Source organism: Caballeronia sp. LZ001, from assembly GCF_031450875.1.
Lineage (GTDB): Bacteria > Pseudomonadota > Gammaproteobacteria > Burkholderiales > Burkholderiaceae > Caballeronia.
On the sequence record NZ_JARTVX010000002.1, the window covers coordinates 18,827 to 42,513 of the forward strand.

31 protein-coding genes are annotated in these 23,687 nt (G+C 57.4%); 3 read left to right on the forward strand and 28 right to left on the reverse strand.

Annotation, left to right across the window (positions count from 1 at the left end; genetic code table 11):
• Positions 1–77 precede the first annotated feature (77 nt).
• From lepB to P9292_RS02515, 18 genes are all read right to left on the reverse strand, one after another.
• Positions 78–1,049, reverse strand: a complete 972-nt coding sequence (lepB, locus tag P9292_RS02430; RefSeq protein ID WP_244797482.1) for a signal peptidase I — start codon at positions 1,047–1,049, stop codon at positions 78–80.
• A gap of 270 nt (positions 1,050–1,319) precedes the next feature.
• Positions 1,320–2,039, reverse strand: a complete 720-nt coding sequence (locus P9292_RS02435) for a hypothetical protein (protein WP_244797481.1) — start codon at positions 2,037–2,039, stop codon at positions 1,320–1,322.
• 81 nt (positions 2,040–2,120) lie between these two features.
• On the reverse strand, positions 2,121–3,020 hold the full coding sequence (locus tag P9292_RS02440) for a GIN domain-containing protein (RefSeq protein ID WP_309957940.1): 900 nt from the start codon (positions 3,018–3,020) through the stop codon (positions 2,121–2,123).
• Positions 2,942–4,009, reverse strand: a complete 1,068-nt coding sequence (locus P9292_RS02445) for a phage Gp37/Gp68 family protein (protein ID WP_244797480.1) — start codon at positions 4,007–4,009, stop codon at positions 2,942–2,944. The genes P9292_RS02440 and P9292_RS02445 overlap by 79 nt, the downstream gene beginning before the upstream one ends.
• A 105-nt stretch (positions 4,010–4,114) precedes the next feature.
• Positions 4,115–4,468: a hypothetical protein gene (locus P9292_RS02450; RefSeq protein WP_244797479.1), complete on the reverse strand. Its 354-nt coding sequence runs from the start codon at positions 4,466–4,468 to the stop codon at positions 4,115–4,117.
• Between the two features lie 55 nt (positions 4,469–4,523).
• Positions 4,524–5,498, reverse strand: coding sequence for a hypothetical protein (locus tag P9292_RS02455; RefSeq protein WP_244797478.1), 975 nt, complete (start codon positions 5,496–5,498; stop codon positions 4,524–4,526).
• Between the two features lie 61 nt (positions 5,499–5,559).
• Positions 5,560–6,216: a TerD family protein gene (locus tag P9292_RS02460; RefSeq protein ID WP_011876335.1), complete on the reverse strand. Its 657-nt coding sequence runs from the start codon at positions 6,214–6,216 to the stop codon at positions 5,560–5,562.
• A 92-nt stretch (positions 6,217–6,308) separates the two neighbouring features.
• A complete protein-coding gene (locus P9292_RS02465; protein WP_244797477.1) occupies positions 6,309–7,331 on the reverse strand; it encodes a DUF475 domain-containing protein in 1,023 nt (340 codons plus the stop codon).
• 39 nt (positions 7,332–7,370) lie between these two features.
• Entirely contained in the window at positions 7,371–8,111 is a 741-nt protein-coding gene (locus P9292_RS02470) for a VWA domain-containing protein (protein ID WP_244797476.1), read from the reverse strand.
• A gap of 11 nt (positions 8,112–8,122) precedes the next feature.
• A complete protein-coding gene (locus tag P9292_RS02475; RefSeq protein WP_244797704.1) occupies positions 8,123–9,163 on the reverse strand; it encodes a toxic anion resistance protein in 1,041 nt (346 codons plus the stop codon).
• 501 nt (positions 9,164–9,664) lie between these two features.
• A complete protein-coding gene (locus P9292_RS02480; protein WP_011876331.1) occupies positions 9,665–9,916 on the reverse strand; it encodes a hypothetical protein in 252 nt (83 codons plus the stop codon).
• Positions 9,917–9,964: 48 nt separating this feature from the next.
• Entirely contained in the window at positions 9,965–10,303 is a 339-nt protein-coding gene (locus P9292_RS02485; RefSeq protein ID WP_011876330.1) for a hypothetical protein, read from the reverse strand.
• Between the two features lie 993 nt (positions 10,304–11,296).
• On the reverse strand, positions 11,297–11,665 hold the full coding sequence (locus tag P9292_RS02490) for a hypothetical protein (RefSeq protein WP_244797475.1): 369 nt from the start codon (positions 11,663–11,665) through the stop codon (positions 11,297–11,299).
• A 14-nt stretch (positions 11,666–11,679) separates the two neighbouring features.
• Complete coding sequence (locus tag P9292_RS02495) at positions 11,680–12,222, reverse strand: DUF1643 domain-containing protein (protein ID WP_244797474.1); 543 nt, start codon at positions 12,220–12,222, stop codon at positions 11,680–11,682.
• 97 nt (positions 12,223–12,319) lie between these two features.
• Positions 12,320–12,559: a hypothetical protein gene (locus P9292_RS02500; RefSeq protein WP_244797473.1), complete on the reverse strand. Its 240-nt coding sequence runs from the start codon at positions 12,557–12,559 to the stop codon at positions 12,320–12,322.
• A 272-nt stretch (positions 12,560–12,831) separates the two neighbouring features.
• The gene (locus P9292_RS02505; RefSeq protein WP_244797472.1) at positions 12,832–13,377 is read right to left on the reverse strand and encodes a hypothetical protein; all 546 of its coding nucleotides are present in this window, start codon (positions 13,375–13,377) and stop codon (positions 12,832–12,834) included.
• A 426-nt stretch (positions 13,378–13,803) separates the two neighbouring features.
• Positions 13,804–14,172 carry a hypothetical protein gene (locus P9292_RS02510; protein ID WP_011876324.1) on the reverse strand — a complete coding sequence of 123 codons (369 nt, stop codon included), beginning with the start codon at positions 14,170–14,172 and terminating at the stop codon, positions 13,804–13,806.
• Positions 14,173–14,319: 147 nt separating this feature from the next.
• Positions 14,320–14,649 (reverse strand): DUF3846 domain-containing protein, encoded by a 330-nt coding sequence (locus P9292_RS02515; protein WP_244797471.1) that lies wholly within the window; start codon positions 14,647–14,649, stop codon positions 14,320–14,322.
• Positions 14,650–14,746: 97 nt separating this feature from the next.
• On the opposite strand from P9292_RS02515, the gene P9292_RS02520 reads away from it, so the two are divergent.
• Positions 14,747–15,067 (forward strand): hypothetical protein, encoded by a 321-nt coding sequence (locus tag P9292_RS02520; RefSeq protein ID WP_011876322.1) that lies wholly within the window; start codon positions 14,747–14,749, stop codon positions 15,065–15,067.
• A gap of 153 nt (positions 15,068–15,220) precedes the next feature.
• On the opposite strand, the gene P9292_RS02525 is transcribed toward P9292_RS02520, so the two are convergent.
• The 10 genes from P9292_RS02525 to P9292_RS02570 all read right to left on the reverse strand — a co-directional run bounded on the left by P9292_RS02525 (position 15,221) and on the right by P9292_RS02570 (position 22,455).
• Entirely contained in the window at positions 15,221–16,153 is a 933-nt protein-coding gene (locus P9292_RS02525; RefSeq protein ID WP_244797470.1) for a hypothetical protein, read from the reverse strand.
• 160 nt (positions 16,154–16,313) lie between these two features.
• On the reverse strand, positions 16,314–16,775 hold the full coding sequence (locus P9292_RS02530) for a hypothetical protein (protein ID WP_244797469.1): 462 nt from the start codon (positions 16,773–16,775) through the stop codon (positions 16,314–16,316).
• A 34-nt stretch (positions 16,776–16,809) separates the two neighbouring features.
• Positions 16,810–17,064, reverse strand: a complete 255-nt coding sequence (locus tag P9292_RS02535) for a hypothetical protein (protein WP_011876319.1) — start codon at positions 17,062–17,064, stop codon at positions 16,810–16,812.
• Positions 17,065–17,191: 127 nt separating this feature from the next.
• Positions 17,192–17,365, reverse strand: coding sequence for a hypothetical protein (locus P9292_RS02540; protein WP_244797468.1), 174 nt, complete (start codon positions 17,363–17,365; stop codon positions 17,192–17,194).
• A 28-nt stretch (positions 17,366–17,393) separates the two neighbouring features.
• The gene (locus P9292_RS02545; RefSeq protein WP_244797467.1) at positions 17,394–17,639 is read right to left on the reverse strand and encodes a hypothetical protein; all 246 of its coding nucleotides are present in this window, start codon (positions 17,637–17,639) and stop codon (positions 17,394–17,396) included.
• Positions 17,640–17,715: 76 nt separating this feature from the next.
• Entirely contained in the window at positions 17,716–20,196 is a 2,481-nt protein-coding gene (locus P9292_RS02550) for a hypothetical protein (RefSeq protein ID WP_244797466.1), read from the reverse strand.
• A gap of 393 nt (positions 20,197–20,589) precedes the next feature.
• Positions 20,590–20,769 carry a hypothetical protein gene (locus P9292_RS02555; protein WP_244797465.1) on the reverse strand — a complete coding sequence of 60 codons (180 nt, stop codon included), beginning with the start codon at positions 20,767–20,769 and terminating at the stop codon, positions 20,590–20,592.
• A 55-nt stretch (positions 20,770–20,824) separates the two neighbouring features.
• Positions 20,825–21,073: an Rmf/CrpP family protein gene (locus P9292_RS02560; protein ID WP_309957947.1), complete on the reverse strand. Its 249-nt coding sequence runs from the start codon at positions 21,071–21,073 to the stop codon at positions 20,825–20,827.
• Positions 21,070–21,357, reverse strand: a complete 288-nt coding sequence (locus P9292_RS02565; protein ID WP_244797464.1) for a hypothetical protein — start codon at positions 21,355–21,357, stop codon at positions 21,070–21,072. The genes P9292_RS02560 and P9292_RS02565 overlap by 4 nt, the downstream gene beginning before the upstream one ends.
• A 456-nt stretch (positions 21,358–21,813) precedes the next feature.
• Positions 21,814–22,455, reverse strand: coding sequence for a hypothetical protein (locus P9292_RS02570; protein ID WP_244797463.1), 642 nt, complete (start codon positions 22,453–22,455; stop codon positions 21,814–21,816).
• Between the two features lie 273 nt (positions 22,456–22,728).
• On the opposite strand from P9292_RS02570, the gene P9292_RS02575 reads away from it, so the two are divergent.
• Together P9292_RS02575 and P9292_RS02580 are read left to right on the forward strand one after the other, a co-directional pair.
• The gene (locus P9292_RS02575) at positions 22,729–23,340 is read left to right on the forward strand and encodes a hypothetical protein (protein WP_309957950.1); all 612 of its coding nucleotides are present in this window, start codon (positions 22,729–22,731) and stop codon (positions 23,338–23,340) included.
• Between the two features lie 16 nt (positions 23,341–23,356).
• The gene (locus tag P9292_RS02580; RefSeq protein ID WP_309957952.1) at positions 23,357–23,641 is read left to right on the forward strand and encodes a DUF4031 domain-containing protein; all 285 of its coding nucleotides are present in this window, start codon (positions 23,357–23,359) and stop codon (positions 23,639–23,641) included.
• The last annotated feature ends 46 nt before the right edge of the window (positions 23,642–23,687 follow it).

Sequence of the window (23,687 nt, forward strand, 5' to 3'; positions counted from 1 at the left end):
CACCGGACCTGAACCATCGCCTCAAAAGTCTGTAATACGCGTGGGATCTAAATAATACATAACGCGTACGCGTACCGTCAATGATCAAGCTTCGATCGTAAGCCAAGCGCGATTCGGGATAGATCGCTGAAATTGATAGCAATGGCATCCACACGACCAAGTATGTGATCGTCTGGAACGTACCCCCAGTAACGGCTGTCGAGGCTATTGTCTCGATTGTCGCCCATGACGAAGTAGCGACCTGCGCCCACCATGCAACGCAATGTCTCGCCTGCAAGGTGGCATCCGTCGGTGGCTGAGTACGAGCTCAAGAGGTCACGGTCGATCCACTCCTTTTCCGATTGGTAAAAGCCATCATGCTTGTGTCGTCCAACGCGTTCGGAAAACCGGCTTACCGAAACGTGTTCGCCGTCTTCGCTCTCATATGACTCGGGCCCACCGGGCTTAACGTCCACTGGTTTATCGTTTACTGTCATGGAACGTCCGGTGATTTCAATGACATCGCCAGGCAATCCGATGACACGTTTCACAAACGTCTTCGAGCGATCGCGCGGGTACTGGAACACAATCACATCGCCGCGCTCAGGGCGGCCCCATGCAACGATCACCTTGTTCGTGACGGGCAATCTAAGACCGTATGCGAAACGGTCCGCGATGATGAAGTCGCTCACTACGAGTGTCGGCCGCATCGACGACGACGGCACAACGAACGGTTCGACGATAAAAAAGCGCAGAAAGCAAATGATGCAAACGAGCAGGAAAGCATCGCTGCCGTATCGCGCGGCGCCCGACGTGAATCGATGACCTCGACGCGCAACAACCACCCGATCGAGAATCCATAGGGTGCCGCTCAGTGCGAAAGCAACAAGCAACGCACGGGGAATGGTCAGCAGGTAAGACAGCAGAAGGAATGGACCCCAGATACCTAGCGAATAGCCCATCGAGAGCAGGCGACTATTCTCCTCATCGGTTTCCCCTCGCCGGCGGCCGAAAGATACAAGTACCGGCCCCAGCACAGTGAACGCGGCACCGTACAGGAATAGACTCATCGTTCACCCTTCCCTGAGATCCGATTTTCTCTGCGACGCCTTAGTCCTCGGCAGACCGCGCCAAAAAGTGCGAAAGCGATGCGCGTTAAACCGATCACGACCATCATCTCGGCCACGTACCAGAAACGTTGGTACCAGATCTGGCTATGAACGAGGTCTCGCAGTGCTACGCCAATGCACGCGAGCAATGCGGCCACCGCGAATGCGTTAAATGCGGTCCGCAACGCCGAATGGATCTTGGAGCGCGGGCGCGGCCCGGCCAGCATACAGTCATTTCCCATCGATACCCTCCTCTTCAGGATGGCACAAGGACCACCCATAATCATCAACAGCGAGTTCGAACCCGCCAAGTGCGGCCATCAGGTAAGCCTCACCCGGCCTCGCACGCTGAACTCCGAACGTCTGCTCGTAAAACTTCGTGAGTCTCGATTCAGCCTCTGCGTACGATGCCTCGAACTTAGCCCGATCTGGTGAGTCGTGCGAAGGCGCACAACTCTCAAACTGCAAGGGAAATGGTTGTAGCAACAGGAGCACGGCTTTTGTCTCTCGCTGCAACCACTGCAAAGCCGTAAGGCCCAGGAGAGCCCCGACACCGTTGCCAGCGCAATCACCCCTTACCTCCAGCCGCGACAGATGGAGCAATGGGCCACGCGCGAAGACCGTACGGATGCCATGGATTGACGACTCAAGCACCGCGTTGGCCAACGCGCTCAGCGTTCCATTGATAGTGTCACAGGCGTTGACGAACGTCTCGTCGTCAACATTACAGCCACTTTTAGCCCGGATCACGTCGAACTCCACATAGGCCACGGGCAATGGATCGTCGCGACGAAAGGCCGTTGCGCGGAATCCCATCGCCTCGGTGTGCAGATCGGGCGCCATGTAGTTCGCCGAAATCTGATGCGAGACGATGATTGATTCTCTTCCAGGCAGCACAAACGTCTCACCCGCATGCGCGGTATCGATCTGCGTGAAGAAGCCAGACTCCATACGATCGCGGGGCCATTGCGGTGGACGGACGCTCGTAGTCCCGTCTTCGAAGCAAAACACGTCTTATTCCTCTCCGCGCGTCTACTTGTATTGAACCAGCCCACTGCCAGAGCGTTTAACGCTCCGATCACGTGGTTGACCTGACACCGCGAGCACTCCACTGCCGCTTACCCTGCCCCGTACGTAAGATTCCGCGTGCACACGAAGAATCCCCGCGCCAGAGACATCTACGGTCACCCCCTTAGACCACAGGGCGGTGCATTTCACAACGGCACTTCCAGAGGCCTCCGCGGTAAGAAGGCCGCATTCGCCGCGGCCGTTGATCCGTCCCGCGCCCGTTGCACGAAGCAGCAGTTCATCGGCTGCTATGCTGGAGAGGTCAACGACAGCCGCTCCTGTGACGCTGACATCGCGGAGCCGCGGGGCCGCGATCCCCACGATGACGCGACCCGACTGCCTCGACGCTCCGGTGAAATCGCGGGGCGGGTTCTGACCACCTCCAAGCGGGCGCGATCTCTTGGAAGCACGCTCAGGCTCGAGATCAATAATCAACAGGTCGCCATCGACGCGCGTAATCACGCGTCGCAGCAACGGCGCTTCCTCGACCGACACGCGAAGCTGAGAGTCGGGAAGCTGATGGAAGACCACTTCAATCGGTCCGCTCACGTGAAGCCTCGGTGGAACATGAAGCCCACGCTCCTCGCTGAATAATCCGTCGGCTTGCACGCGCGGAAGGGCACTTGCCGAATTGCCAGAAACCCGAAAGGCGCCTGTTGCGATCCGGGTCAACAACCCATACGCTGCCGTCATAGCCGCGGTCAACCGCCCATAACCTGTCATCCGTTTTAATGCCCCGATGAAATTACGGCTATCCGGATTTATGTGTGGAATTTGGTTCATGGCTAGTGAGATTGTTCGTGTGGAAAGCCGTCCCACGTTCGGCCGTCGAGTTGCCGGCCTGCGGCTTTCTTGCCGTGCCATCCCATGACGGCGACCGTGGATGCGACCGAACCATCCTCGTTGCCTTGCGGTGGTTCACCGGTGTGGTTCGACCAAGTTCCGTCGTCGTCCACCACCCAACATTTGCCATGTGCGCCCGTTAGCGAGTCCACCCAAGCATGAGCGCGCCGTTCTTCGCCGCAATGCGTGTAGTGCTCCTCGTTGACGTAATGTCCCCACTCACCCCATTGCTTGAACAAGAACGGCACGCCAGCAGCAGCGCACTGGTCGCGAATATCTCGTGCCCAATCGGGATGCATCGGCCGCGCCCCATGGCCGCTTTCGCCGCCGACGATGACCCAGTCAAGACGCCCCGTCTCAGTCCTTGTGGGGCCGCCTTCCCATTTCCACCGTCCGGTCAACGCATTGGCCTTGGCAGCGAATATCTTTGGTTCAAGGCTTGTCAGGTCTACCGGCCCTAGCAGCGGCTCCATACTCAGAAAGCGCACGCTCGCCCGCGTATCGAGCAGCTTGGGGATGTCCCGGTCGGCCTCCTGCTGGTTGACGACGGTGATGCCAAGCCAGACGTTCGAGGGCAGCATCTGCGTTTCGAGGTTGTGGATCTGATGATGGCGCGCAACCTCCAGCATCATCGACTCGACGTTGCCGATTCGTTTTGTGACCAGCAACCAGTCAAGGTGCGGCGTGCGCTCGATGAGCTGGAACAGATCGGCTCGCCACGATGCCGGCACCCGGTTGTCGAACACGTCGGCCAGTGAAGCACAGAACACACGCCGACGGCGGCCATGCAAGATGAAGAACGCCTCGTGCTCACGCTCCCAATGCATCGGCTTCTTCCAGTTCGCGGGGCTGGTACGACGGCGCTCTGCCTGGGCGCCCCACTGGACGATGCCACTGCGCTTTGCCCATCCCTCGGCATAGCAGTTGTCACAGCCAGGGGATACCTTGGTACAGCCAGTCCAGGGATTGAAGGTGCTGTCACACCACTCGATGTTGGTCTGTTCGCTCATAGTTCCAACGAAAATCCGTTTTATTATCTTGCTTCGTCGTGACTGGTTTCACGCGTCACTACGCATTGCCGAGATTTCGTACTTGGTGCGCGGCGCAGCTACCCCTTACTCCGATACAACCTCTGCTCTTCGGTTAATGACCGCACGAACCCGTGCTGCGCTGGCGCGATAGAAACCGATGCCCATGAAGACGAGACCAATACCTGCGCATGCAATCCATCCCGCCCGGGTCAAATGCGCTAGAGGTTGAAGTCCTTTCGCATGGTTCAGAGGAGCGTACGCAGCCATCAGCCACGTGGCGATTCGGACCAGCACGATGCCCTGCCGGGTTGCACTCGTGTCCGGGAAGAATGGGGGGAAACGTCCTTCTTGCGAAGACATTGGCGCACCGGAAAGAGGCGCCGCTGGTCTGCCAATAAAAAATGCTCGAAGAACAAGATCTCGAACGCTGAATTTCATACCGAAGCTCCTGAGTCTGCATTTGAGGGAAGTGCGACGCCAACCATCCGCACATTCAACCTGTCTGTGAACGCACGGCGATCGCCGCCGGCAGCGTCACGTTCATGAGATGGTCGGCTCGAGACAACAGGCCTACGACCTTCTCATCGATACGTTGGAGCTGACTTGGCAGCAACTCGATCTGTTGAAACGCCTGCCTAACAATGTCTCGACGATCTCGCAACGCGGTCTCAACTGCGGGTTCTTCTGGCAGTTGGATCACGTCTCCGACGGCACTGAGCGCGGCGAGCGATACCACCAAGCCGACTTTCGCGCGGTCAACCTTTGCCAGCAATTCCAGAGTCCGGTTCGGGAACGAATTCAACGCGTGCTTTACGGTCATCAAGGCTGATCGGTAATCAACCTCCTCTGGCTTGCCGTGAAGCAAGCGATCCATAAGTCCATCCTTGCGCGTTACCGTCTCCAGAAGCTTCGACATCAGGGACGCAGCGTCAAGTTCGTTGAACTCCCTTGTGACTCTCGCGACGGTCTCGACCACTTCGCCCGAAGCCTGTAATGGCAGTTCCGCAATGGTCAGGATTGTCGCCAAGGTCGGCGGCAGCAGTTGCCGGATAGCCCGTTCGATTCGAACCTGATGCGCTGGGTATAGGTCAGGAAAGCGCGCTCGGGCAACCTCAAAACACCGCTCAAGAAGCGGATGCTCGGTGTCACCAAACAGCACCTTTGGTTTGCCAGCGTGCGCTGGGGATTGAACCGGCCGAAGTTCTTCCGGCTGGCCGAATGCGAGCCTGCCCGGGACAGCGCTCTGGCTTCTTGCCTCGGCGTGCTGCTCGCCGAACTGGATCGGTCTAGGTGTGGCCGTCTCCGCTTTCGCTCCGGCTTCGACAGGAGCCGACTGGCCGAAGTCGAGTTTCTTGGGTTCCGACACGGGTAAAGTCTTCCGGGGTTGATCGTCAAACTGCAAGGCTCTGGGTTCTGGCCAGTGATCGTCAAAGCGCAGAGCCTTGGGCTCACGATACTGTCGCGACATCGATTTCTCGCATCGACGGGACGACGCCAACAACCCGCGCCGCCCCATCTGCATCAGATCGTTACAGGTTACCGCCGTATGCCTTCACGAAGTCGCCCAGCCCACGGTTGTAACCCGTGCCGACTGCCTTGAACATGAACTGACCATCGCGCCGATAGAAGCTGCCGACCTGAACCGCAGTCTCCATCGAGAAATCCTCCTCGAGGGGATACTTCGCGATGATCTGGCCGGAGGCCTCATCGGAGATCTGGATATAGCTGTTCCGGACCTGACCGAAGTTCTGCTTGCGCTCGGCCGCGCAATCGATCGTCACGATCACCGAAATCTCTTCGATGTTCGCTGCGAGCTTCGACTCGTCGATAAAGATGACTTCGTCATCGCCCGCGCCGCTGCCGGTCCGATTGTCGCCACTGTGAACGACGCCCAGGCACGGCGACGCGGGCATGCCCTTCTTCGGAAATTCGGCGCCAGGCTGGAAGAAGGTAGCCACGCGGTCTTCCGTGCGAATCTCCGAGTTGTAGAAAATGAAATGCTTGTCGTCGACCAGCTTCGGGTTGCTCTGCGGGTCGTACTTGCACAGGAACACCGAGACATCCAGATCGAAATCGGTTCCCGTGTCCGTCGCGTTCGCGTCCCACCCGAGGCCGATGCGGAACTTCTTCGTGCCCGGCGCTTCCTTCGACAGATTGATGCGACCGCCCTTCGACAGATTGATCATGCTTTTGCTCCTTTCAGATCCACAAACGGAAATAGTTGAGTGTTAGTCCGATACACAACACGTACGCATATCGGACGAAGTACAAAAATGAATTACTGGTTGCCTGCCACCAGCGTCTGTGTAGCTTCCTTCTTTTGCGAGATGATCGAGGTCCAAACAGCCAGACCGATCGTCACCGCACCAATCAGACCGGTCACCACTTCCGGGACTTCAAACTTGACGTTCAGGAACATGATCGTCGCCAGTGCCCCGATGGCCCAGAACGCGCCGCATTCGAGATACTTGTAGCTCGCGAGCGTACCCTTCTTCAGCAGGACAAGCGTCATTTCACGGATGTAGGCGGCACCGACGCCGAGGCCGATCGCGATCAGAAAGACATTGTCAGACAATGCGAACGCGCCAATCACTCCATCAAAGCTGAACGACGAATCGAGAACTTCCAGATAGAGGAAGCCAGCGACACCTTCACGCACAACCCGCGTACCGGTGTCTTCTCCGCCCATGAGATCACCGATGCCATGAGCGACGACGAAGCTGATCACGCCGAACACACCTGCCAGCAAAAAGGCGATTTGTTCCTGTGCCGGCACGTGGAACGACGCCAACACGACGATTCCGAGAGTCAAGGCAACCTCGACAGCGGTGATGCGGCCGAGACGTGCCATCGCCTGCTCGACAAAACCGATCCAGTGCTCCTCCTTGCCGGAGTCGAACATGAACTTGAAGAACACCATCAGGAGGAAAGCGCCACCGAATGCGGAAACCTCATGGTGCGCCGAAGTCAGGATCGAGGCGTACTGGGCAGGATCTTTCAGCGCAAGAGACGCCGCTTCCCAGAAGCCGATATGCCCGATGATTGCGACGATCAGCAGAGGGAACACGAGACGCATGCCGAATACTGCGATGGGCAGGCCGAAGACCATGAAGCGGTCTTGCCACTTCTTCGACCAATGCTTCAGGACCGACGCATTGACGACGGCGTTGTCCAGCGACAGCGAGATCTCGAGCACTGATAGCACGCCGACGATGATCATGTCTTTCACGCCGCCCATCAGGTAAGCAGCGACCAGGGCAACCAGCGTCAACGCCAGTGGGATCTTGAATTCTTTCAACATGCGAGTTGTTCCTCTAAAAGTGTGGGCTGGGATGCCCGTTTATTTGCCGCGGACCCAGTTGCAGAACTCCGGAGTGATCAGTTGCTCGTAGATCACCTCGTCCGACACATCCAGCGACGGCAAATGCAGGAACCCGACGTTCGGCAGATCGTCTGCGAGCTCTTGCAGGAAGCCAAACTCGCTCGGATCACCCACGCCGACCATCGACCAGTAAATCGGGAATTTCTTCGAGCCTTCGAGCAGCCGGCGCACATGCTCACGATCGGCGCCCGGGTTTTGGCCATCGGTGACGAAGAGCACCCATGCAGGCATCGTGTTCGCCGGCGCCGCCGGGATAGCAGCGGGCTCTTCCGAGGGTCCGCCAAACAGGCGGCTGAGGAAGCTGCGCTTTTCTGCCGTTGGCTTCGGCTCGGGACTGCCGAAGAAAAAATTGACGATGTCGGACATCACCGGCGCGTACTTCGTGCCGCCCCACTTCGCGATGTCTGCGTTGAGGACGTGTTCGGTGATGTACGAGCCGTAATTCTCAGGCGTCGCCGTCGGCAAACGGGTGAAGCCTTCCGTGAACGTCCAGGTATCGACTTCACCGTTGTCGTCGAACTTCAGCGCGATACCCAGCATGCGATCGTGCGTCTCCTGAACGATCCCCGACTTGTAGAGGGCTTTTGCCGAACCGGAAATGTCGAGCGCTGCCCCGACGCGCACGACCGGCGGCTTCGCCAGTTGGCGCTTTTCGAGGACGATGGAGACCTTTGCGGCTCTTTTTTCGAGAGTAATCATGCGTGTTGTCCTTATCTGTTTTTCGGAGAAAAGCGGGAAACCAGATCCTGCTCAAGCTGACGCAGGCGGGACGCGTCCTGCTCGCGCTGGCGCTCCCCTTCTTCGACGATCTGGTTGATGTCGTCGAGCGCCCCAAATAGCTGCTGCTGGGCGTATTCAAATGTCTCAGTCGCAACAACAGGCCGCTGACTGAGCCTTGCGACCTCCTGCGCGTTCTGCCTGCCGAGATCCGCTTGCGCTCGAAGCGCTGCATCGGTTGCGTCATAGGTCGCATTGACGAGGTCAGTCGCCACCTTCGTATCCAACTGTTCGAGGTACAGCGAGAAGGCATTCGTCCACGCGGGAATCAGGATTGTCTTCACGGTGGCGAACTTGCTCCCCAGCGTCCGCTTTCGATCCTGTTCGGTACGGATTTGCGGTGCGAGTTGCTTGGTCAAGAGCATTGCGCGGTCGAGGTCATCGACTTTCACCTTCAGCGCATCGATGCGACGCTGCATATCCATCAACCGCTGGGCCGCGAACGCGTCTTTAGCTTGTCCTTCCGCCTCAAGCGCCGCGCGATAGTCGGCCAGTGCGCTCTCGCACCGTCGCTTACCCTCTTCCAGGCCCTGATAGGTGGCATAGTTGGAGTTGTACATCTGCTCCAGTGTGCTAATGCCGTCCTTCTGCTTTTTCGCTGTCACTTCGAGTTGCGCGACGAGTGTGTCGATACGCTGGTTCACGTCGTCATACTGAGCAAGCAGGCGCTCTTTCGTCGACTTCAACAGACTGCCGACACGGCCAAGCAGCGATCCCTTATGCATCGCCTTCGGGTCAAGGCCTTTCGCGATTGCGATCAGTTCGTTCAGCTTCTCGCCAAACGCGCCGCCGTCGGCCGCACGAACGGTTGAGAGGTACGTTCGCGACATGGACGCCGCTGCGGCACCATGCTCCGTTCCGATAGCGTCGATCTCGTCGTCACTCATCAACCTGCGCGGAACGCCGACGTTGCCTGCACGAGCCGCTACGAGGCCCACCCCGGCCGGCGACGGCACCGGCTGGACAACCGGCATCTGGGGAGCACTCTGCTTTTCATCGTCAAAAAGCGGCTTCAAAGATTTCTCCTCGTTTTCGATTCGTAACACGTACACATACGCGGCATTTCGCAATACTACATACGTTCAGTTTTGCCATCAAGTGGATTATTCAGAAAGTTTCGTTTCGATACTGGTTGTATCGATCAAACTTAATCATGTTGCCAGTCGTGCTCCGCGAAGCGGCGACCTTTGATCTGGCTTTCCGTGCGGTTGTTGTCGTTGACCGCAGGTCCCGGCCTCGTTCGTTGGTAACGTCGACTCGAGTGCACTGAACGTTCGATACCAACCTAGCCCGCAGTAGAACGCGGCTCCTAGCAACAATGCACACAAGAGTTTTAGAATCCCCGCGCCATCCGCATCAGCGCACTTCCAACATCCGCGCCCGCCGCACATCCAAAAACCCTCCAACGACATTAAAAAAAATGCCCCGCATGCTTGCGGGGCACCAAGGAGACACACCTGAAGGAAACATTCGTCTTACGAAACCGCCGCCGGCACGTAGAGCGTATAGACGATGTAAGTGAGCGCTAACGCGCCAAAAAAACCAGAAAGCACGAGCTGGAGCCGATTCTCCCGCAGCTCTTCCCCCAGGAAGGTGTGGACCAAGGGGGCCAGACGGGTCGGGTCTGCTGTTTTCACCGTGAAAAGGCGGCGACGACGCTTGATCCCGATAAGAAAAATGAAAGCAAAGATGACGAGCGCGATACGCGCGATGATGAGCGGTGACATCGAAATCCTCAGTCAAGGGTGACAGCACCAATAATACATAACACGTAGCTATACTTCAATAGCATCCAAACGTGGATCGAGGGTTGCGAGCAATCGCAATCGCCCGGCAAAGTTGCCAATCTCACCGTTGATGGGCCCCGACAGGTCTCCGAGTCCGATGCATCGCTCGCTGAGCGCGGAGACAGAGATCGTCGGCTCAGCCGCCAGCACTCTTTCGATCCATGCACTCGCTCTTGCTTTCTGGGGATCGCCTGCGGGAATGCTGTCGAGAAGCGGAATCACAATACCGACTATCTTGTTCGCTGCCTCGCGCGCACTCATCTGACGGCCTGAGACCTGAGTCAAAACCCGCTCGACTTCCATCCTGCGTATGTTAGCCTCGCCCACCTTCTTCTCCTGTCGAGAAAATGATCGGATTGAATTTACGGACGCAGTATAAAACTAGTCGGCAAACTTTTCCATACTATTGACGTACGTCTACGTGTTATGAAAGTGGCCGCGTAAGCACTCGCGAAGACATGCGATTGGTGAGAATTTACAGGAGCGAGATTCCGGGAAACCGACAAGTTATGGTGCGCGGTTGAGTCAGCACGGGGGCATCTGATCGAGAGTCGCATTGCGGTGCTCCAAGCCGGATTAAGCTTCCGCAGCCAGTTCTTCTGCGTGTCAGGCGCAGCGCAACGCGAACGTGCTTGAGGGGTAAGGTGAGGATTTACGGGAACGAAAGCGTATCCGTAGGGACATCGATTCCGTGATGACATTTCATCGCCGAGCGGAACTGCTCCCATGCATCCGCTCCAGCGGCGCCGTGCGTGCAGTACAGACACTGGTCAGCACCGTTCATCTGGTCGGTAAGGGTCCGGTGAACGTCAATTCCAAACCGCTTGCTGAACCGGCCGATACAGCTACCGTCCGCGGAATTGACCCACACTATGTCGCCTCTCGCTGAGACACAGATCTCGTGGGCGTTGACCGGTAGATCCCTCTCTGTCATCTCATGTTCTTCACTTTTACTGGCGCAAGATTCCATTCTCTCATCCGGTTGCTTTGCAGCTCCCTCAATGCTACCGGACAGGATGAACCAGTCTCTCGTTAGCGTCTGCACCGAGCTCGCCCGATCGTGCGGAAAGCGTCCGCGTTGCCGTCCGAATCGCAGCCCGAAGTGTTGCGAGCGTCTCGAGGGTCCGCTTGCGGGTGCCAATTTCCGGGTTCGTGTTGCGGCCTTCAGCACGGGCCGACCGGACCAGATCTGCGCGGACCTGGAGGAGCCGGGGAAGGATATCCTCCAGAACGACGGAGCGGTCGACCGCGTCGCCACCGTTGAACGTGTGACACGTTCTGACGTATCGCTTGATGTGGTTGGATAGCATACGCGCACCTTCACGCCGGAACAGCGATGTCGGTAGCCACTGCAAGCAACGAATAGACGCTGTCGTAGATGGCGCTATCTTTGCACACGAAGAAGATTGAATCTCCGTCCGTTGCGCGCATGAACGTGTCAGGTACAAGCTTCTTCGCCTTGAAGCCTGTGACAACCTCCACGAGGCGAATCTTGGCGAGCTTTGATGCACTCGTCTCGGTGAGACGACCATATGCACACTGACCAACCTCGGTGAGGAACAGATTTTTGCCCTCGATCCCGCCGACACCGAGGCTGACCGAGAACTTGCCGATTGGCGTGGTGGTGTCGAGTACAACAAACGTCTCGGGATACGTGCTCTGATCTTTGAGTCTACTGGCGATTTTCATAGATTCTCGTTCATTTATGCTGGATGGTATGTCCACGGGACCGGTCGAAGCGAAGCCGGAAGGTACAACGGGTGCTCCGGATACCCGCTTGAAGTGAGCCGCAGGACGTGCAGCGGGAGTCCCATCCTTGCTATCTCCTGAAACCGGGCGTCCATCAGCCGCCTGGTTCGAACTTTGCCTTTCGGTGCGCCCCAGGCTGCGATCAACATGCCGCCACGTGAGAGGCAAAACTCGGCAGCCACCCGCAGCGCTTCATCGGCCATTGGCCCAATCGGATCGTCCATATCAGCGAGCTGGTCCGCGTTCGTCGCCACGCCAGTCGCGGCGTTCACGAAAATCAGGTCACTCGCACCAAGGCTAGCCGCAAATCCGATACCCCGCCGCACCGTGGGATCGTTCTCAACGAACGATGCCGTACTCGGATTATGCAGAATGAAGGCCACAGGCACTCCAAACATGCCCAGTTTGCGGCGCAACCAGATTCGATGCTCGGCGTCGGAGAAAAAGGCACCCTCCTCGACCCAGTTCGGGACAGCAACCCTGTTCAGAAGTGTCATTGCAGTAATGTCCGACAATGATTCCTAACACGTACGCATAATACTACGCAAAGAGGACAATGGAAACAAACGCAGCTTTTCCTATCTCAGAAACCCATCAATTCGCCTGTTCCCAGCGGGTGTGCCGTTGACGTGACGCCCGCTCCCGTTCTTGAGACTTCGCAAGGTGATGGCCAACAGCGCACCCGGCGATCGCACCGGCGACAGCGTGATGACCCGCCCAATGCCCGACGAGCGCTCCAGCCATCGCGCCTTTAAAGCAACCCGCCGCGTTCGCACTGTTCGCCGACATTGCGAGAACACAGAACACCGACAGGACTACCGCAATTTTCTTCATGAATATCTCCATCGTGCAAGGTGGGTTTCGTCGAGCACGCTGCCGACAGACGGCGAACTCGCGCGTTGAAAATGTGGTCAGGAATCGTCCTTGTCATGAGCCCCTTTAAGGCCCCACACACGTACAAACGGATCTGCCAGATCATTGACGCATGCTCATTCAGGCCGTAATGGATGCTCGCCTCTGCGTCGCAGGCCAGCGCGTACAAGGCCTGATCGTGCGCGTAGGCAATGCGAGCGAGGACTCGGTTCAGGCACAAGCCTCGAGTTATCTCAAAGGACTGTTTCAAGGGAAACCTCGACGAGACTCTTGATTGCCAGCTTGTTCACCAGAGATCCATCTTCTGGCAGCTCACACCAGTAGTCAGTAGGCTCAATTGAGGTTCCGGGGTTCCGGATACATCGAGCCAGATCTCGCTCCGTCGCGTCGCGCAGATAGAGCGTCTTGCCGGGGCACACGTCGTGCCACCAGCCCAACGCGTTGCGCGGAATGGCTCGTTCCATTTCCCTTCTTGACTTCAGCTTGGCGCGGAAAATCCGCGGCGGATTCATGTCCAGCAATCGCCGATGTTCGCGCCAAGACGCAAAGCGACGCGCGGCCGGCGCATCATCGTGCACATCGTCAAGGAACGTGACTTGACGCAGGCACGACGTGTTCTCGGGACAGAGGTTGTGAACCGTGTTTTTGCACCCGTGCTCTGCTCCCCCGCACGGCGTTTCGACTACCCATAGGCCACGCGTTGCGGTGGGACGGATATCCTCGATCGACATCCCTGGATACTTGGCCGCAACTGAAGCAGCAAGATTGGAAAGATTCATGCGAGCGCTCCCTTATTTCCTTTTCGATACTTTACACGTATCTGTATCCGATAAGTATCGCAATCCCTTGTTTGGCTCCGGAAAGCAAAAGGCCCGCACATTCGGGCGGGCCTTCGGCTGCAAGTTCGACCTTCCGGTCGCATCCCAACTCAGGAGGAGATTCTGAAACAGGCGTACGCCTTGTTGGAGCTATTACAACTCAGCAGGTGAATTCACTGCAAGCGAAAATACCCCGGGGTACCGCACCGAAAAGAAAAAAGCCCAAGGAACATGATCCCTTGGGCCTGTACGACGAAGTTCCGAACTTATGCGTGACGCTTGTCCGCGTGCTTCGCTTTTTCGTCCGCAAGATGGTTGGAGACGATCCAGACTCCCCCGCCGACGAGCAGGATGCCGAGGAATCCAATAGTCAGAGTCAGAGCCATTTCACTCTCCCTTGCTCAAGATTGCACCTAAAACCAATAGTAGCACAGCGACTACCAGCAGCATGAGTGCCTCCACGAACGTCCACGCGGACCGTTTATCGGTAACTATTACTGTTACGAAACCGATAAAGGATGCCGATGAAAGAGTTTGGGCTATCCGGCCGTAGTACTCGAGCTGCTTGATCGTCGGATGCAAAAAAGCCTGCCGAGTTACGTCCCAAATCGGGCGCAACGAAACGGGCGCGTTTTGTAGGATGAGGCGAATTCGGCGGATGAGCCGATCGAGCATCGTTTTTTCTCCTGTGAAGCGAGGATGCCGCAGGGCGGCGGCTCCCTCTGGTTCATTGACAGTGCAGGAGGAAATGCTCATCAGCGTTCAATATGGCTTTCTTGCCGTTCTCTTTTGTCTTACAGCGCGTTCGCCACCTGGCCGTTCAGGTTGACAGGCGTGCTCCGTCCCTAATCTGATCAAAGCGGAGGCCGGGCGCCCCAGGCACATGGCCCCGGGCCATGTGTATCAAAGATACTTGTCCGCCTCTTCTCCCGTCAGGAGCACAACGGTCCCGAAGACGGACTCGCCGAGCAATGCAGTTGCAAGCGCGTTCAACGGTAACTGGCGAAGCTCGCCATCTTCATTCAGAACGAGGAAACGCCCGTCACCAAGCTTTCGCACGGAAATGTCGCCGTCGACTGCACCCTGCAACAGATCGAGATTTTCAGTCTCGTATCGAGTGAACATTATCGGCCGCCGGCTCGCGTCGATACCAAGGATCTCTGCCATATGAACACCTGAAGTCGTATCGCCAGCCATTCTATCCGTGCCCAGAACCTCAATGGTGGCCAACATACTCTTCTTCTTTCCTCCAGATGAAGACGTGGCTTTGTTCCATGCGCGTGTGGGGCATAACCATGCGCATGGCAATCACCAACACCAGGAGCAAATCATGAAAGATGTCATCGTTGAATGCCTCGCGCGATTTGGTTGGCACAAAGATCGAATTGTGGATGCCTTCAGCAAGACCTTCGCAACCGTCGTCGCGCCGAAAAAAGCCAGCATCTGGTTGAGCTTCGACCAGGAATGCAATCGTTGGTGGATCAGAAGCGGCGACTTCACTAGTGCGGGGGAAAACGTTCTAGCGGCCACCCATGCGATTCTTCCGATCGACATGCCTTCGGCCGAGATTGAAAAGACGATCGCGATGCTCGTCGCAGACATGGAACGAAAGATCGCTGGCGCGTATTCGGTCCGTCTGTTGCGAATGTAACCACAGCCCTCCGTGCGCGTCTGAGCGTTCGGAGGGCTTTTTTCCGTTCAGGTCATAAGCAGACCAGCGAAAGTCTCTACAGCGAGCAGCACCTTCGACGGTGGCAAAGAAAAAGCCGCCCACGGGAATCCCGGAGGCGGCTGGCTGACTACGTTACTGGCAATGGAACACAACGATACCGCCCACGTCGCCACTGCTCGGCGTCGATGTGCCGTACGAGACCACCAGATAGGGCTTCGTGACATCCGCGCCAACAGTGTTTGCCACAACCGTCGAACCGCTGGCAGATGTGATCATGTCCGGAATCATCGAGTTTTTCGTGACGGTAACGCCGTGATCCCCGCCGATGTCCAGGTTGAGGTTCAGACTGATCAACTTGTTGCTCAGGTTGATCGTGGCCGAGCTCAACGCGGAATTCACAACACCCGGAACGACGGAACCGTTGAAGGCTGTCGGCTTCGTTGACGCGTCGTAAGAACACGACAGCACGCCAGAGCTCGGACCCGAGTACAGGTCGAGCGGAATGCCCACTGCATACGGGAAGCCTTGATTAGCGCCGATCGTCTGCGTGTTGTTCGTACTCGGTGTGGTCACGGTGAACTGACCAGCGGACCAGCGACCGATCGCGTATTGCCCGTTACCCGCAACATCATCGATCTGACCGATGTCGGAGAGCTTCACAGTCATCGCGCCGTTGTTAGCCGCGAGAGCCGTAAAGGCACCCTCCGGCGTCACGCCTTGATTTGAGTACAATGCCGACAAAGTGGACAGGAAGTTTCCGCCGAGCCCACTGCTCTTCAGCGCGTTGCCTGCGAACACCACGGCGACGTTCTGCGCCCCTACCAGCGACGCACTACCGGTCACCTTCAGCCCGGGAGTGTTGCCGGGGGGCGTGCCCGCAGGATCGGAAGCCGCCGGCGGCGTAGCTGCTGGTGCGCTGGCAGCAGGCGTGTCGGAGGCAGCCGGGGTGCTGATGATAGGGCCGCCCTCCGGCTTCTTGTCACCACCGCCGCCACCACCACAAGCAGAAAGCACGACCGATACCGCGATTGCGATCATGAGGCGCAGGGATTGATTCGATTGCATGAGTTGCTCCAGAGAGAATTGGATGGGAAAACGAAGGCCTGAGGGATTCAGGTTTCGACCTCGCTCCCCGATATGGGCAACATCCGCGCATACTTCATGGGCACAAAAAAAGCCCGCTTGCGTCGTCGTCGACGTAAGCGGGCATTGCTGACTACTTTGATTAGAGAAGCGCCCAGTTCAGCGCATTACGTACGTCTTCCTCTTCCGTATCGATTCCGGCTTCCCGCAACGTCAAGATGAGCGCCTCGACTGTGCTGGGATGAACCTCGTCCCGATCTAACTGCGAGAACTCAACGCCGCGCGAACCATAAACCATCCGGTCAATCCGACCTATCGAATCTCGCTGAAACCAGGCAACCTCGTTCGGAAGCAGCGGCACGGCCAGCAGGCGGCAACCTGCAAGGATGAAATCTGCCGCTGCGTTTGTCACGGAAGCGCCCACTCGGTCTTTGCTATCAGCGACGATCCCATACCACCCGGTGACGCCCGCGCTTGCGACAGCACGGATCAATACCACCCGTACCTCACGGGTAAATGCCTGACCACCATCCAAACGGCAATGTGTTCGCACAGGCGCAGAGATGCTTGCCTTCGAGAACTCCGCTGTGATCACTTTCTGCACTTGTCGACCTCCTTTGATGTTGTTGATGACCCAATCAAAAGCCTTCGCTTGCGCCGAGCGAGAATCGCTTCACCGCAATCTGCACAACCGAGTCCTCGTAAACCTTGCGGTTTTCGTCGCCACTGAGTCCCGTTGCGCGAAAGTAATGATCGAGTAGCTCAAATAGGCGCCCTTTGGATCGTTCGCCTGATGCTGCGAATGTCTCAAGTGCACACCGAGCTGCGATCGGAAGATGCTGTTCCAGGATGAGCGACATCTGTTTTCTCCTTTTGAGATTGAACTGGCTCATCGTGATGCTCCACATCGACAGCTACGATCTCGCTCCACTTTGGCAAATGCAAGCGTTCGTTCTCATTGCAGTCCGCATTGCTGCAAAAGAAAAAGGCCCTCTCGAAAAGCGGAGGGCCGGACTTCGTTCAGAGAATGACGTATTCACCGATGTCGGCGTTCCACACCGCGCCGATTGCTTCGGGCGGGTCGCATGGCAGGACAACCAGCCGATCCGTCTGCGAATCTACGCCGTGCGATACCACCCGACGCAGGCGCCCCGTCTTGGGGTCTCGTTCGCTCGTTACGATTACGATAATCATGGGCTCTCATGGGGGGCCTGGTTGCCGCCTATTCCTGGCGAGCAATGTGGATCTTGCCAACGGCATCGCGGTGATACCGCAAGTGTCGTGCAGCCTCTTCGATATCGCCGTCGCTATGTTGGGGTTCGCGAATCAGCGTAAATCGCGCACCGTTTGCGGTCACCAGACAGTAGTCAAACACCACGCCGCCGTCCGTCACATCGCCGAACCGGGGGATACGCTCCACATCATCTTTCGTATAGGTCAGGTCAGAATTTACCGTTAGCTTGCTCATCCGCATCTCCGTTGGAAAGTTGATCATGCATTACGGTAATGCTGGACACAGGTGTGCAAGTGCCGGTCTTTCGGGCCTACCGCACGCTCGATCCGGCCTGATCACTCGAGCCCGAGTGGACCTCAATCGAACTCGAGTCGTGGCGCGACAACTGATCGACCGTCTGGGCGGCAGCGGACAGGGCCCGTGGCTGCTCATCGACTACCTTCACCCCTTCAGCCGTGACCCGGACATCCTGAATCAGGTTGACGCGTTGCGCAGGCTCCTCGGCCGCAGCCTCGTAGACATCGTTTGGAGTATGAACGCGCACGTGTAGCGCAGCTTCCAACCCTCCTCCGGCGTGCGTTTGATCTTGTGGACCTTGGCATGCTGCTGACGTATAGCGCGGATTGTGAGACTGCATGAGCCTGTAGACTTCCGACTGCTGCGGATGGCTTTGATGCGTCAGGATGTTTAGCCTCTGGAACATCGACGTTCGCTCGATAAAGGGTTCATCAAGCGTCGACAGCGGCGTCGATCGCGTTGGCATCAACGGCTCCGGCGCGTACCATCCGCTGCACCCTATTGCCTGGAGTACCTCTGGCATCTTTCGAAGGATCTGCCGGTCTCTGTCGCTGCGGACGATCGCGGTCAAATCGATGACGTTCTTCTGCACCAGCGGATGATCAGACGCGAACACGTTTGGATACGGATTGGGCGTGATGCCGATGTATTTGAAGTGCTTCGCCAGCGGGGCGAGTATCGCTCTCACCTGCTCAACAGTATTTCCAGCGTTGTCGTCGAAATAGACCTGGAGTATCCCATCGGGCCGCAGGCAGCGCTTCGCGGCAGCAACGAACTCGTTCGTATATAGCTTGTACGCGTTGAACATCATCGGATACGTCGAAGTATTGAAGATGTAATCGTAGGTCCCTGCTGAGCAGTGCCGCGCGAAGTTCAGGCCATCGTCTTTGTGGATCTCTGTGCCGGCATGCTTCCACACCTCGTGGTTGTAGGCGCTGAACATCGGCAGGGCTTCGATCACAGCCGGGGATATCTCGACAATATCGGTGCGCTCCGAAATCGTACTCACGCCATACGAAGTCTGGCCCGATCCGACACCGATCACCATGCTCTTCTTGAACGGTCTCGAGATAAATTGCGAGGGGAGCAGGCCGACTGCTGTCTCCATATCAGACAGAATGTTATGAGAATCGTGGCCGTCGACGAAGTAGACCATCAGGTCCGACAAGGAATCCGCGGGACCACCTATCTGGCGTCCGTACACGTATCCCGCGGTGCTACCAAGATTGCTGGTGAACTCGCTACCTTCGAAACGGAGCTGCGGCGACCGAAGGCTGAATACTGTCTGGACGGGATCAAAGGTGAGTTTCGTCATTCCGCCGAGAGAAATCGCAGCAAGGACGAAGCTTCCCAGTGCGACGACGGCGCTATCCCTGAAGCCGCTCCACGCGATGAGGACGAAGGCCAGCAGCGAGCCTGCCACAAGCGCAGGCCACACTGTCAGGATGACGGGACCTGCAAGGATCACGGCGAACCCGCCGGCGAGATTTCCGACCGCTGCCACAAACATGAGCCGACCGGTATTCATATCACGCTCACCGGACATTCCATCTGCGACCCGGTTGAAAACCACCGCAGAAAGAAGAACTGGAATCGAGAAGAGCAATGCCAGCGTGAAAACGCTGACTTCGATCGCGAGAAAGGTGGCGTTCCGCAACAGGTCCGGCAACGCGCTGTAGAAAGCCATTCCGGCGAGGCCTCCGATCCCTGCGACTGGCGCGAGGACGGCGAGCGGCATTCGGGACATCAGGAGCGACCCCAAGCCACCCGCTGCCAGCATCAACAGCACGACGCCGTTGTAGACGCCGTTGTGCATTCGCGTCGGAAGGAGCAGATTCTCCAGGTTCTTGAGTCCCCAGCCAATCGCCAGGTAACTCGCCAGACTCGCGAGGAAAACGGCTATCAGGGCGTGCTGGTTGCGTCTCGCCCAGGTGTGCCAAGCTACCGCGGGTACCATGGTCTCAATTCCCTGCGCGAACTTCTGCACGTAGAAGACGCTCCCAACGACCAGCCCAAGCCCAACTTGCGATACCCCCAAGATGCCCAACGCGGCCGACAATGGTACGTACGGAAGCACGAACCATTCGATCGCAAGCACCCCAAGAGCCGCCCCCAGGTGATATAGCCCGTACGTGAGACCAATGCGCTGGCGAACGAAATGCGCATAAAGCGGGATGTGGGTCCCAAGAGCAAACGCGGGCGGCATGAGGACCAGTACGACCACCACGGTTGGCAACCCGAATGAAGCAAGCATGCCGCCTCGAATCAGCCCGAAGATAGCCAGGGCATAAGCTCCCGCCCCGAGCTCGATGGCAGGTAGCCACTTTCGCAGGCGATATCCAAGTAGGTTGCCCACCGACGAAAAGACGATGAACGACAATGTTGTCAGAAAGTACGTAAGGTAGTAATCGCCGTTCGCCGCGCTGACCACGCGCATGAACACCGATTGGGCCGCTAGATTGACGAGCCCGCTGAAGATGGCGAGATATAACATTCTGTCCCCGATTCCAAACATGCGTGCGGGCCAGCCTGCGCCCGGCGTCTCTAACACGTAGCTGTAATTCGGTTGGATTCTACACTCGTTGTCGTCTTTTTAAATCTATCCGTATTATTTTTCCGTGTTACGCATCGGGTCCGCCCATCACCTCACGGCCCGTCAAATGGCTCGCAACGACACCGACGCTAAATTGCCGCGAAACAGTCGTGACAGCACCGAACAGGGGGAAGCTGTTCCGGCTATTCACGCGGTCAAGGTCACTTGCCACTTCATCGGATGGACACCAGCGATCATGGGGTCGGCAGCCGCTTACATTCCTCCCGGCCCAAAAAAGCAAAACCCCTGTCCGTGAACAGAACAGGGGCATCGCCGAATAATTCGGCTGGTTACTCAAATATCGAGAACGCAGGTATCGATCGTGCGGTCTTCGAGATTGCTACGCAGCGCGTCGCGGAGTTCAGAGGTGGTCTCATGTTCGTAGCACTGAAAACAGTAGTTTTCGAGAATGCCAACGACAGTCGTGCGGTCCATGCAGTTGATTGCGCGATGCTGGGCTTGTGACAGAGTCATGATGTCGATCTCCTTGTGTAAAGGCCGCTTGCGATGGCCTGATACACGGAAATGCTCAACATCCATTGTGAAACTCATTGCCTGGCCCGGAGGCGCGGTCAGCCGGTGGATCTCGCTGCATCTTCTGTTTCTCCTCACGGAACCCGCGCAGCCACGCATTGATCCATGATCTCGACCACGACAGACGATGGCTCGAATGCACGCGCTTGTCGCGATATGGACAATCAGATTCGGACTGGCCATCACGCGCGGCCTGCGCACCACGTCGCACGGCCGCTTCAGTCGGATTTCTCCTTTCAGTCATTCGCAGCCCCCGGGCACGCGCTCAATCCTCACCCGCCAACTTCCGAGCGCCTCGTCACCGAGCGTTAAATCCGCGACCGTATGTTCCACGGACTCAATACCGCAACTGACCGCGTACTGGATCATCATCAGATACATTGAGAACTGCCAGACTTTGTCTCGCTGGGAGCACACCTCCAACATTTTCGTCGCACTGTACTTGGTGAGCATCCCCACGATTTCGTCGGGCAATTCGAACCACGTTGCGGCTGCTCGTTCTTCCGCGGTAAGTATCAGTTCAGCCATGAGCGGTCCCCATCGACAAGCCAGCCAGCTTCGCCGCGACCTCTGGGCTCACTAGCCCATAAGGCGCACAGTGCTCGCAGGTTGGACTTTGAAGCTCGAAAGCGATCGGCGCCGCGTTGATGCCGCCACAAGCAGGGCACGGCAAAGCTGTCTCCCACCAGGCGCGCTCCATCTCGATCTCACTGGCCTTGACCAAGGCGCAACTGGGGCATGCGTAGTGATCGGTCTCTGTAACCTCGCCCCGTGAGATAGCCACGAACAGTCGAGCGCCTATCGTTGCATTCCGGCAAACATCACAATCAGACCGACAGCTTGCGCTGAAATCACAGCGCGCATATCCAGCAGCGATGATCGCCTCCTCGCGTGATAGGGCGCTCCTGTCCGACTTCTTCTTCTGCCTAGGCTTCATGCGGCGAAGTCGCGCAGGTGAATCGCCAAAGTTGGCACAAAGACTCATCATGCCGCACACTGCGATGGCGTGTCGGCAGACCGCGAATCGGCCACCGCCATGCGGACCACGTCAAGGCTATCTGTATAAGCGTCGCGCACCACGCCGCCGAATCCTGTCGCTTCGTAGACACTCCCGCGGACCTTTTTGACCAGCCCAACTTCCGAGAGCCGCTGCATCACTGTGACCGGAACGTCATACCCTTCGCCATCCTCAGCGCAATCGCAGAAACGATTAAATGCGATGACTTCCTTGCGCGAGAGAAACGAATACCGAGCGAGGATGCTATCCAGCGGTGACGCCGCTGCCCGCTCGACGACCTCAAGAACGGCCGATATGCCAGCAACCCGCTCCTTACCGAAACCGACAACGAAGGCACCAGCCGACGGATTTTCAAGCGCTCTGGTCCACGCGTCGCGCTCCTCCCGAAGTTGCCTCGCTAGCAAAAGTGTCGGCAGATCCGCCTGTTCCAATCGGGTCACGACACGCGCGATCTCGAACGCAAAGTCGCCAGCGAGCTCCGAAGTGATATAGCCGGAGAACGTACGGTCTTGGAATTTTTCTTCCATGACGGCAAGCAGTTTCTGACGTGCCAAGCCGATCTCGTCTTCGTCGGCAATGCGCCGTTTCGACGCCTGAAGATCATTCATGGTTCATCCTAGCGGTCAATGTTCTAACACGTCCCGATAATACTGTTTGTATTAGCAAAACGAAAGCGCCGCACACCAATGAAGCCGTTCGGGACGCGGACTTTCGTCGTTTGTTGCCGCGAGATATGAGGCGTAATCGCCTCCATCGGACGCGACCGACCTGAGCACCCTCTTGCGCGTCATCGGCTCCATTTGTATTATGCGTACGTGTTAAGGAGCGAATCTTATGGGCGAAGCACGCAGGAAGCGACACTCCGCGAAGTCGAACTTCGGATGGTGAAGCAAATCGACAGCGCAGTTGACCTCGCTCGCGTCTCGAGCGCAATACGCAAACTGGCAGAGGCCGCCAGCAGCCATGTCGGTGCAGACTGCTATCTGCATGCCGACCTGTGCCGGGAGTTGCTGAAGCAACATGGCGTGGAGTCGCGCCTCGTAATCGGGTTTGCCGCCTGGCGCGTTGGCGACGGTCATGGGGACGTGATCGTGCATGCGCCATTGCAGGGGATGGCACCGCAACCCGAGGCACTACCATTCCACGCATGGCTGGAGATAGGACCAGCAGAGAGCGCCCACCGGCTCATCCTCGATTTTTCTACCTATCAGCTTCGCCGCAAAGCCGCGGAACTCGACGCGCTTGACGGCGGCCACACGAACGTCAACTGGTGCCCTGACTATCTTGCCGCTTTAGCGACGGATGTTTCGTCGCTGGAGGACGTGACCATGAAAACGAAGGGGCTGTTTTTCTACCGGCCGCACAACGACTTGCAACGATATGTCGAGCACAAGGCGGGCGCCATCGATCAGGTGGACCTTAATAACCTCATCTTGCTCTATCGAAATCCCAACATTCAGGTCATCGGGCCGAACGATATCAAGGATCTCTAGCCTTTAGCCGGAACCAATGACAGCATACGTCGACGATGCAGCGATCATGTACAAAGGAAAGCTTCGCTACCACATGACCGCGGATACGCTCGGGGAGTTGCACGACTTCGCTCACCAGATCGGCGTCAATCGATGCTGGTTGCATCGCGGCGCCCGCCATCCTCACTACGACATCACCACCGAACAGAGAGAAGCCGCTCTCAAAGCGGGAGCCCATGAGGTAACCGCGCGTGAACTGCTCTCGGCCGCGAAGCGTCTCGTCGAAAACTCGTCACGAACCGCGGCATTCGACAGCGCATAACAAAAAAAGACCCATCGCGCGCTAGCTACGATGGGTCCCACGGCAG

Bases quoted from the DNA above. Each gene is read 5' to 3' on its own strand.
- P9292_RS02560 (WP_309957947.1), bottom strand. From the start codon at position 21,073: ATGACTGAAAGGAGAAATCCGACTGAAGCGGCCGTGCGACGTGGTGCG.
- P9292_RS02440 (WP_309957940.1), bottom strand. From the start codon at position 3,020: ATGGCACGGCAAGAAAGCCGCAGGCCGGCAACTCGACGGCCGAACGTG.
- lepB (WP_244797482.1), bottom strand. From the start codon at position 1,049: ATGAGTCTATTCCTGTACGGTGCCGCGTTCACTGTGCTGGGGCCGGTA.
- P9292_RS02470 (WP_244797476.1), bottom strand. From the start codon at position 8,111: ATGATTACTCTCGAAAAAAGAGCCGCAAAGGTCTCCATCGTCCTCGAA.
- P9292_RS02545 (WP_244797467.1), bottom strand. From the start codon at position 17,639: ATGAGCAAGCTAACGGTAAATTCTGACCTGACCTATACGAAAGATGAT.
- P9292_RS02580 (WP_309957952.1), top strand. From the start codon at position 23,357: ATGACAGCATACGTCGACGATGCAGCGATCATGTACAAAGGAAAGCTT.
- P9292_RS02455 (WP_244797478.1), bottom strand. From the start codon at position 5,498: ATGTCGCGACAGTATCGTGAGCCCAAGGCTCTGCGCTTTGACGATCAC.
- P9292_RS02520 (WP_011876322.1), top strand. From the start codon at position 14,747: ATGAAAGATGTCATCGTTGAATGCCTCGCGCGATTTGGTTGGCACAAA.
- P9292_RS02465 (WP_244797477.1), bottom strand. From the start codon at position 7,331: ATGTTGAAAGAATTCAAGATCCCACTGGCGTTGACGCTGGTTGCCCTG.
- P9292_RS02575 (WP_309957950.1), top strand. From the start codon at position 22,729: ATGGTGAAGCAAATCGACAGCGCAGTTGACCTCGCTCGCGTCTCGAGC.
- P9292_RS02450 (WP_244797479.1), bottom strand. From the start codon at position 4,468: ATGAAATTCAGCGTTCGAGATCTTGTTCTTCGAGCATTTTTTATTGGC.
- P9292_RS02460 (WP_011876335.1), bottom strand. From the start codon at position 6,216: ATGATCAATCTGTCGAAGGGCGGTCGCATCAATCTGTCGAAGGAAGCG.
- P9292_RS02510 (WP_011876324.1), bottom strand. From the start codon at position 14,172: ATGAGCATTTCCTCCTGCACTGTCAATGAACCAGAGGGAGCCGCCGCC.
- P9292_RS02490 (WP_244797475.1), bottom strand. From the start codon at position 11,665: ATGAAAATCGCCAGTAGACTCAAAGATCAGAGCACGTATCCCGAGACG.
- P9292_RS02535 (WP_011876319.1), bottom strand. From the start codon at position 17,064: ATGAGCCAGTTCAATCTCAAAAGGAGAAAACAGATGTCGCTCATCCTG.
- P9292_RS02435 (WP_244797481.1), bottom strand. From the start codon at position 2,039: ATGGAGTCTGGCTTCTTCACGCAGATCGATACCGCGCATGCGGGTGAG.
- P9292_RS02500 (WP_244797473.1), bottom strand. From the start codon at position 12,559: ATGAAGAAAATTGCGGTAGTCCTGTCGGTGTTCTGTGTTCTCGCAATG.
- P9292_RS02480 (WP_011876331.1), bottom strand. From the start codon at position 9,916: ATGTCACCGCTCATCATCGCGCGTATCGCGCTCGTCATCTTTGCTTTC.
- P9292_RS02570 (WP_244797463.1), bottom strand. From the start codon at position 22,455: ATGAATGATCTTCAGGCGTCGAAACGGCGCATTGCCGACGAAGACGAG.
- P9292_RS02475 (WP_244797704.1), bottom strand. From the start codon at position 9,163: ATGCCGGTTGTCCAGCCGGTGCCGTCGCCGGCCGGGGTGGGCCTCGTA.
- P9292_RS02515 (WP_244797471.1), bottom strand. From the start codon at position 14,649: ATGTTGGCCACCATTGAGGTTCTGGGCACGGATAGAATGGCTGGCGAT.
- P9292_RS02495 (WP_244797474.1), bottom strand. From the start codon at position 12,222: ATGACACTTCTGAACAGGGTTGCTGTCCCGAACTGGGTCGAGGAGGGT.
- P9292_RS02555 (WP_244797465.1), bottom strand. From the start codon at position 20,769: ATGACTCTGTCACAAGCCCAGCATCGCGCAATCAACTGCATGGACCGC.
- P9292_RS02550 (WP_244797466.1), bottom strand. From the start codon at position 20,196: ATGTTATATCTCGCCATCTTCAGCGGGCTCGTCAATCTAGCGGCCCAA.
- P9292_RS02505 (WP_244797472.1), bottom strand. From the start codon at position 13,377: ATGAATCTTTCCAATCTTGCTGCTTCAGTTGCGGCCAAGTATCCAGGG.
- P9292_RS02540 (WP_244797468.1), bottom strand. From the start codon at position 17,365: ATGATTATCGTAATCGTAACGAGCGAACGAGACCCCAAGACGGGGCGC.
- P9292_RS02525 (WP_244797470.1), bottom strand. From the start codon at position 16,153: ATGCAATCGAATCAATCCCTGCGCCTCATGATCGCAATCGCGGTATCG.
- P9292_RS02565 (WP_244797464.1), bottom strand. From the start codon at position 21,357: ATGGCTGAACTGATACTTACCGCGGAAGAACGAGCAGCCGCAACGTGG.
- P9292_RS02445 (WP_244797480.1), bottom strand. From the start codon at position 4,009: ATGAGCGAACAGACCAACATCGAGTGGTGTGACAGCACCTTCAATCCC.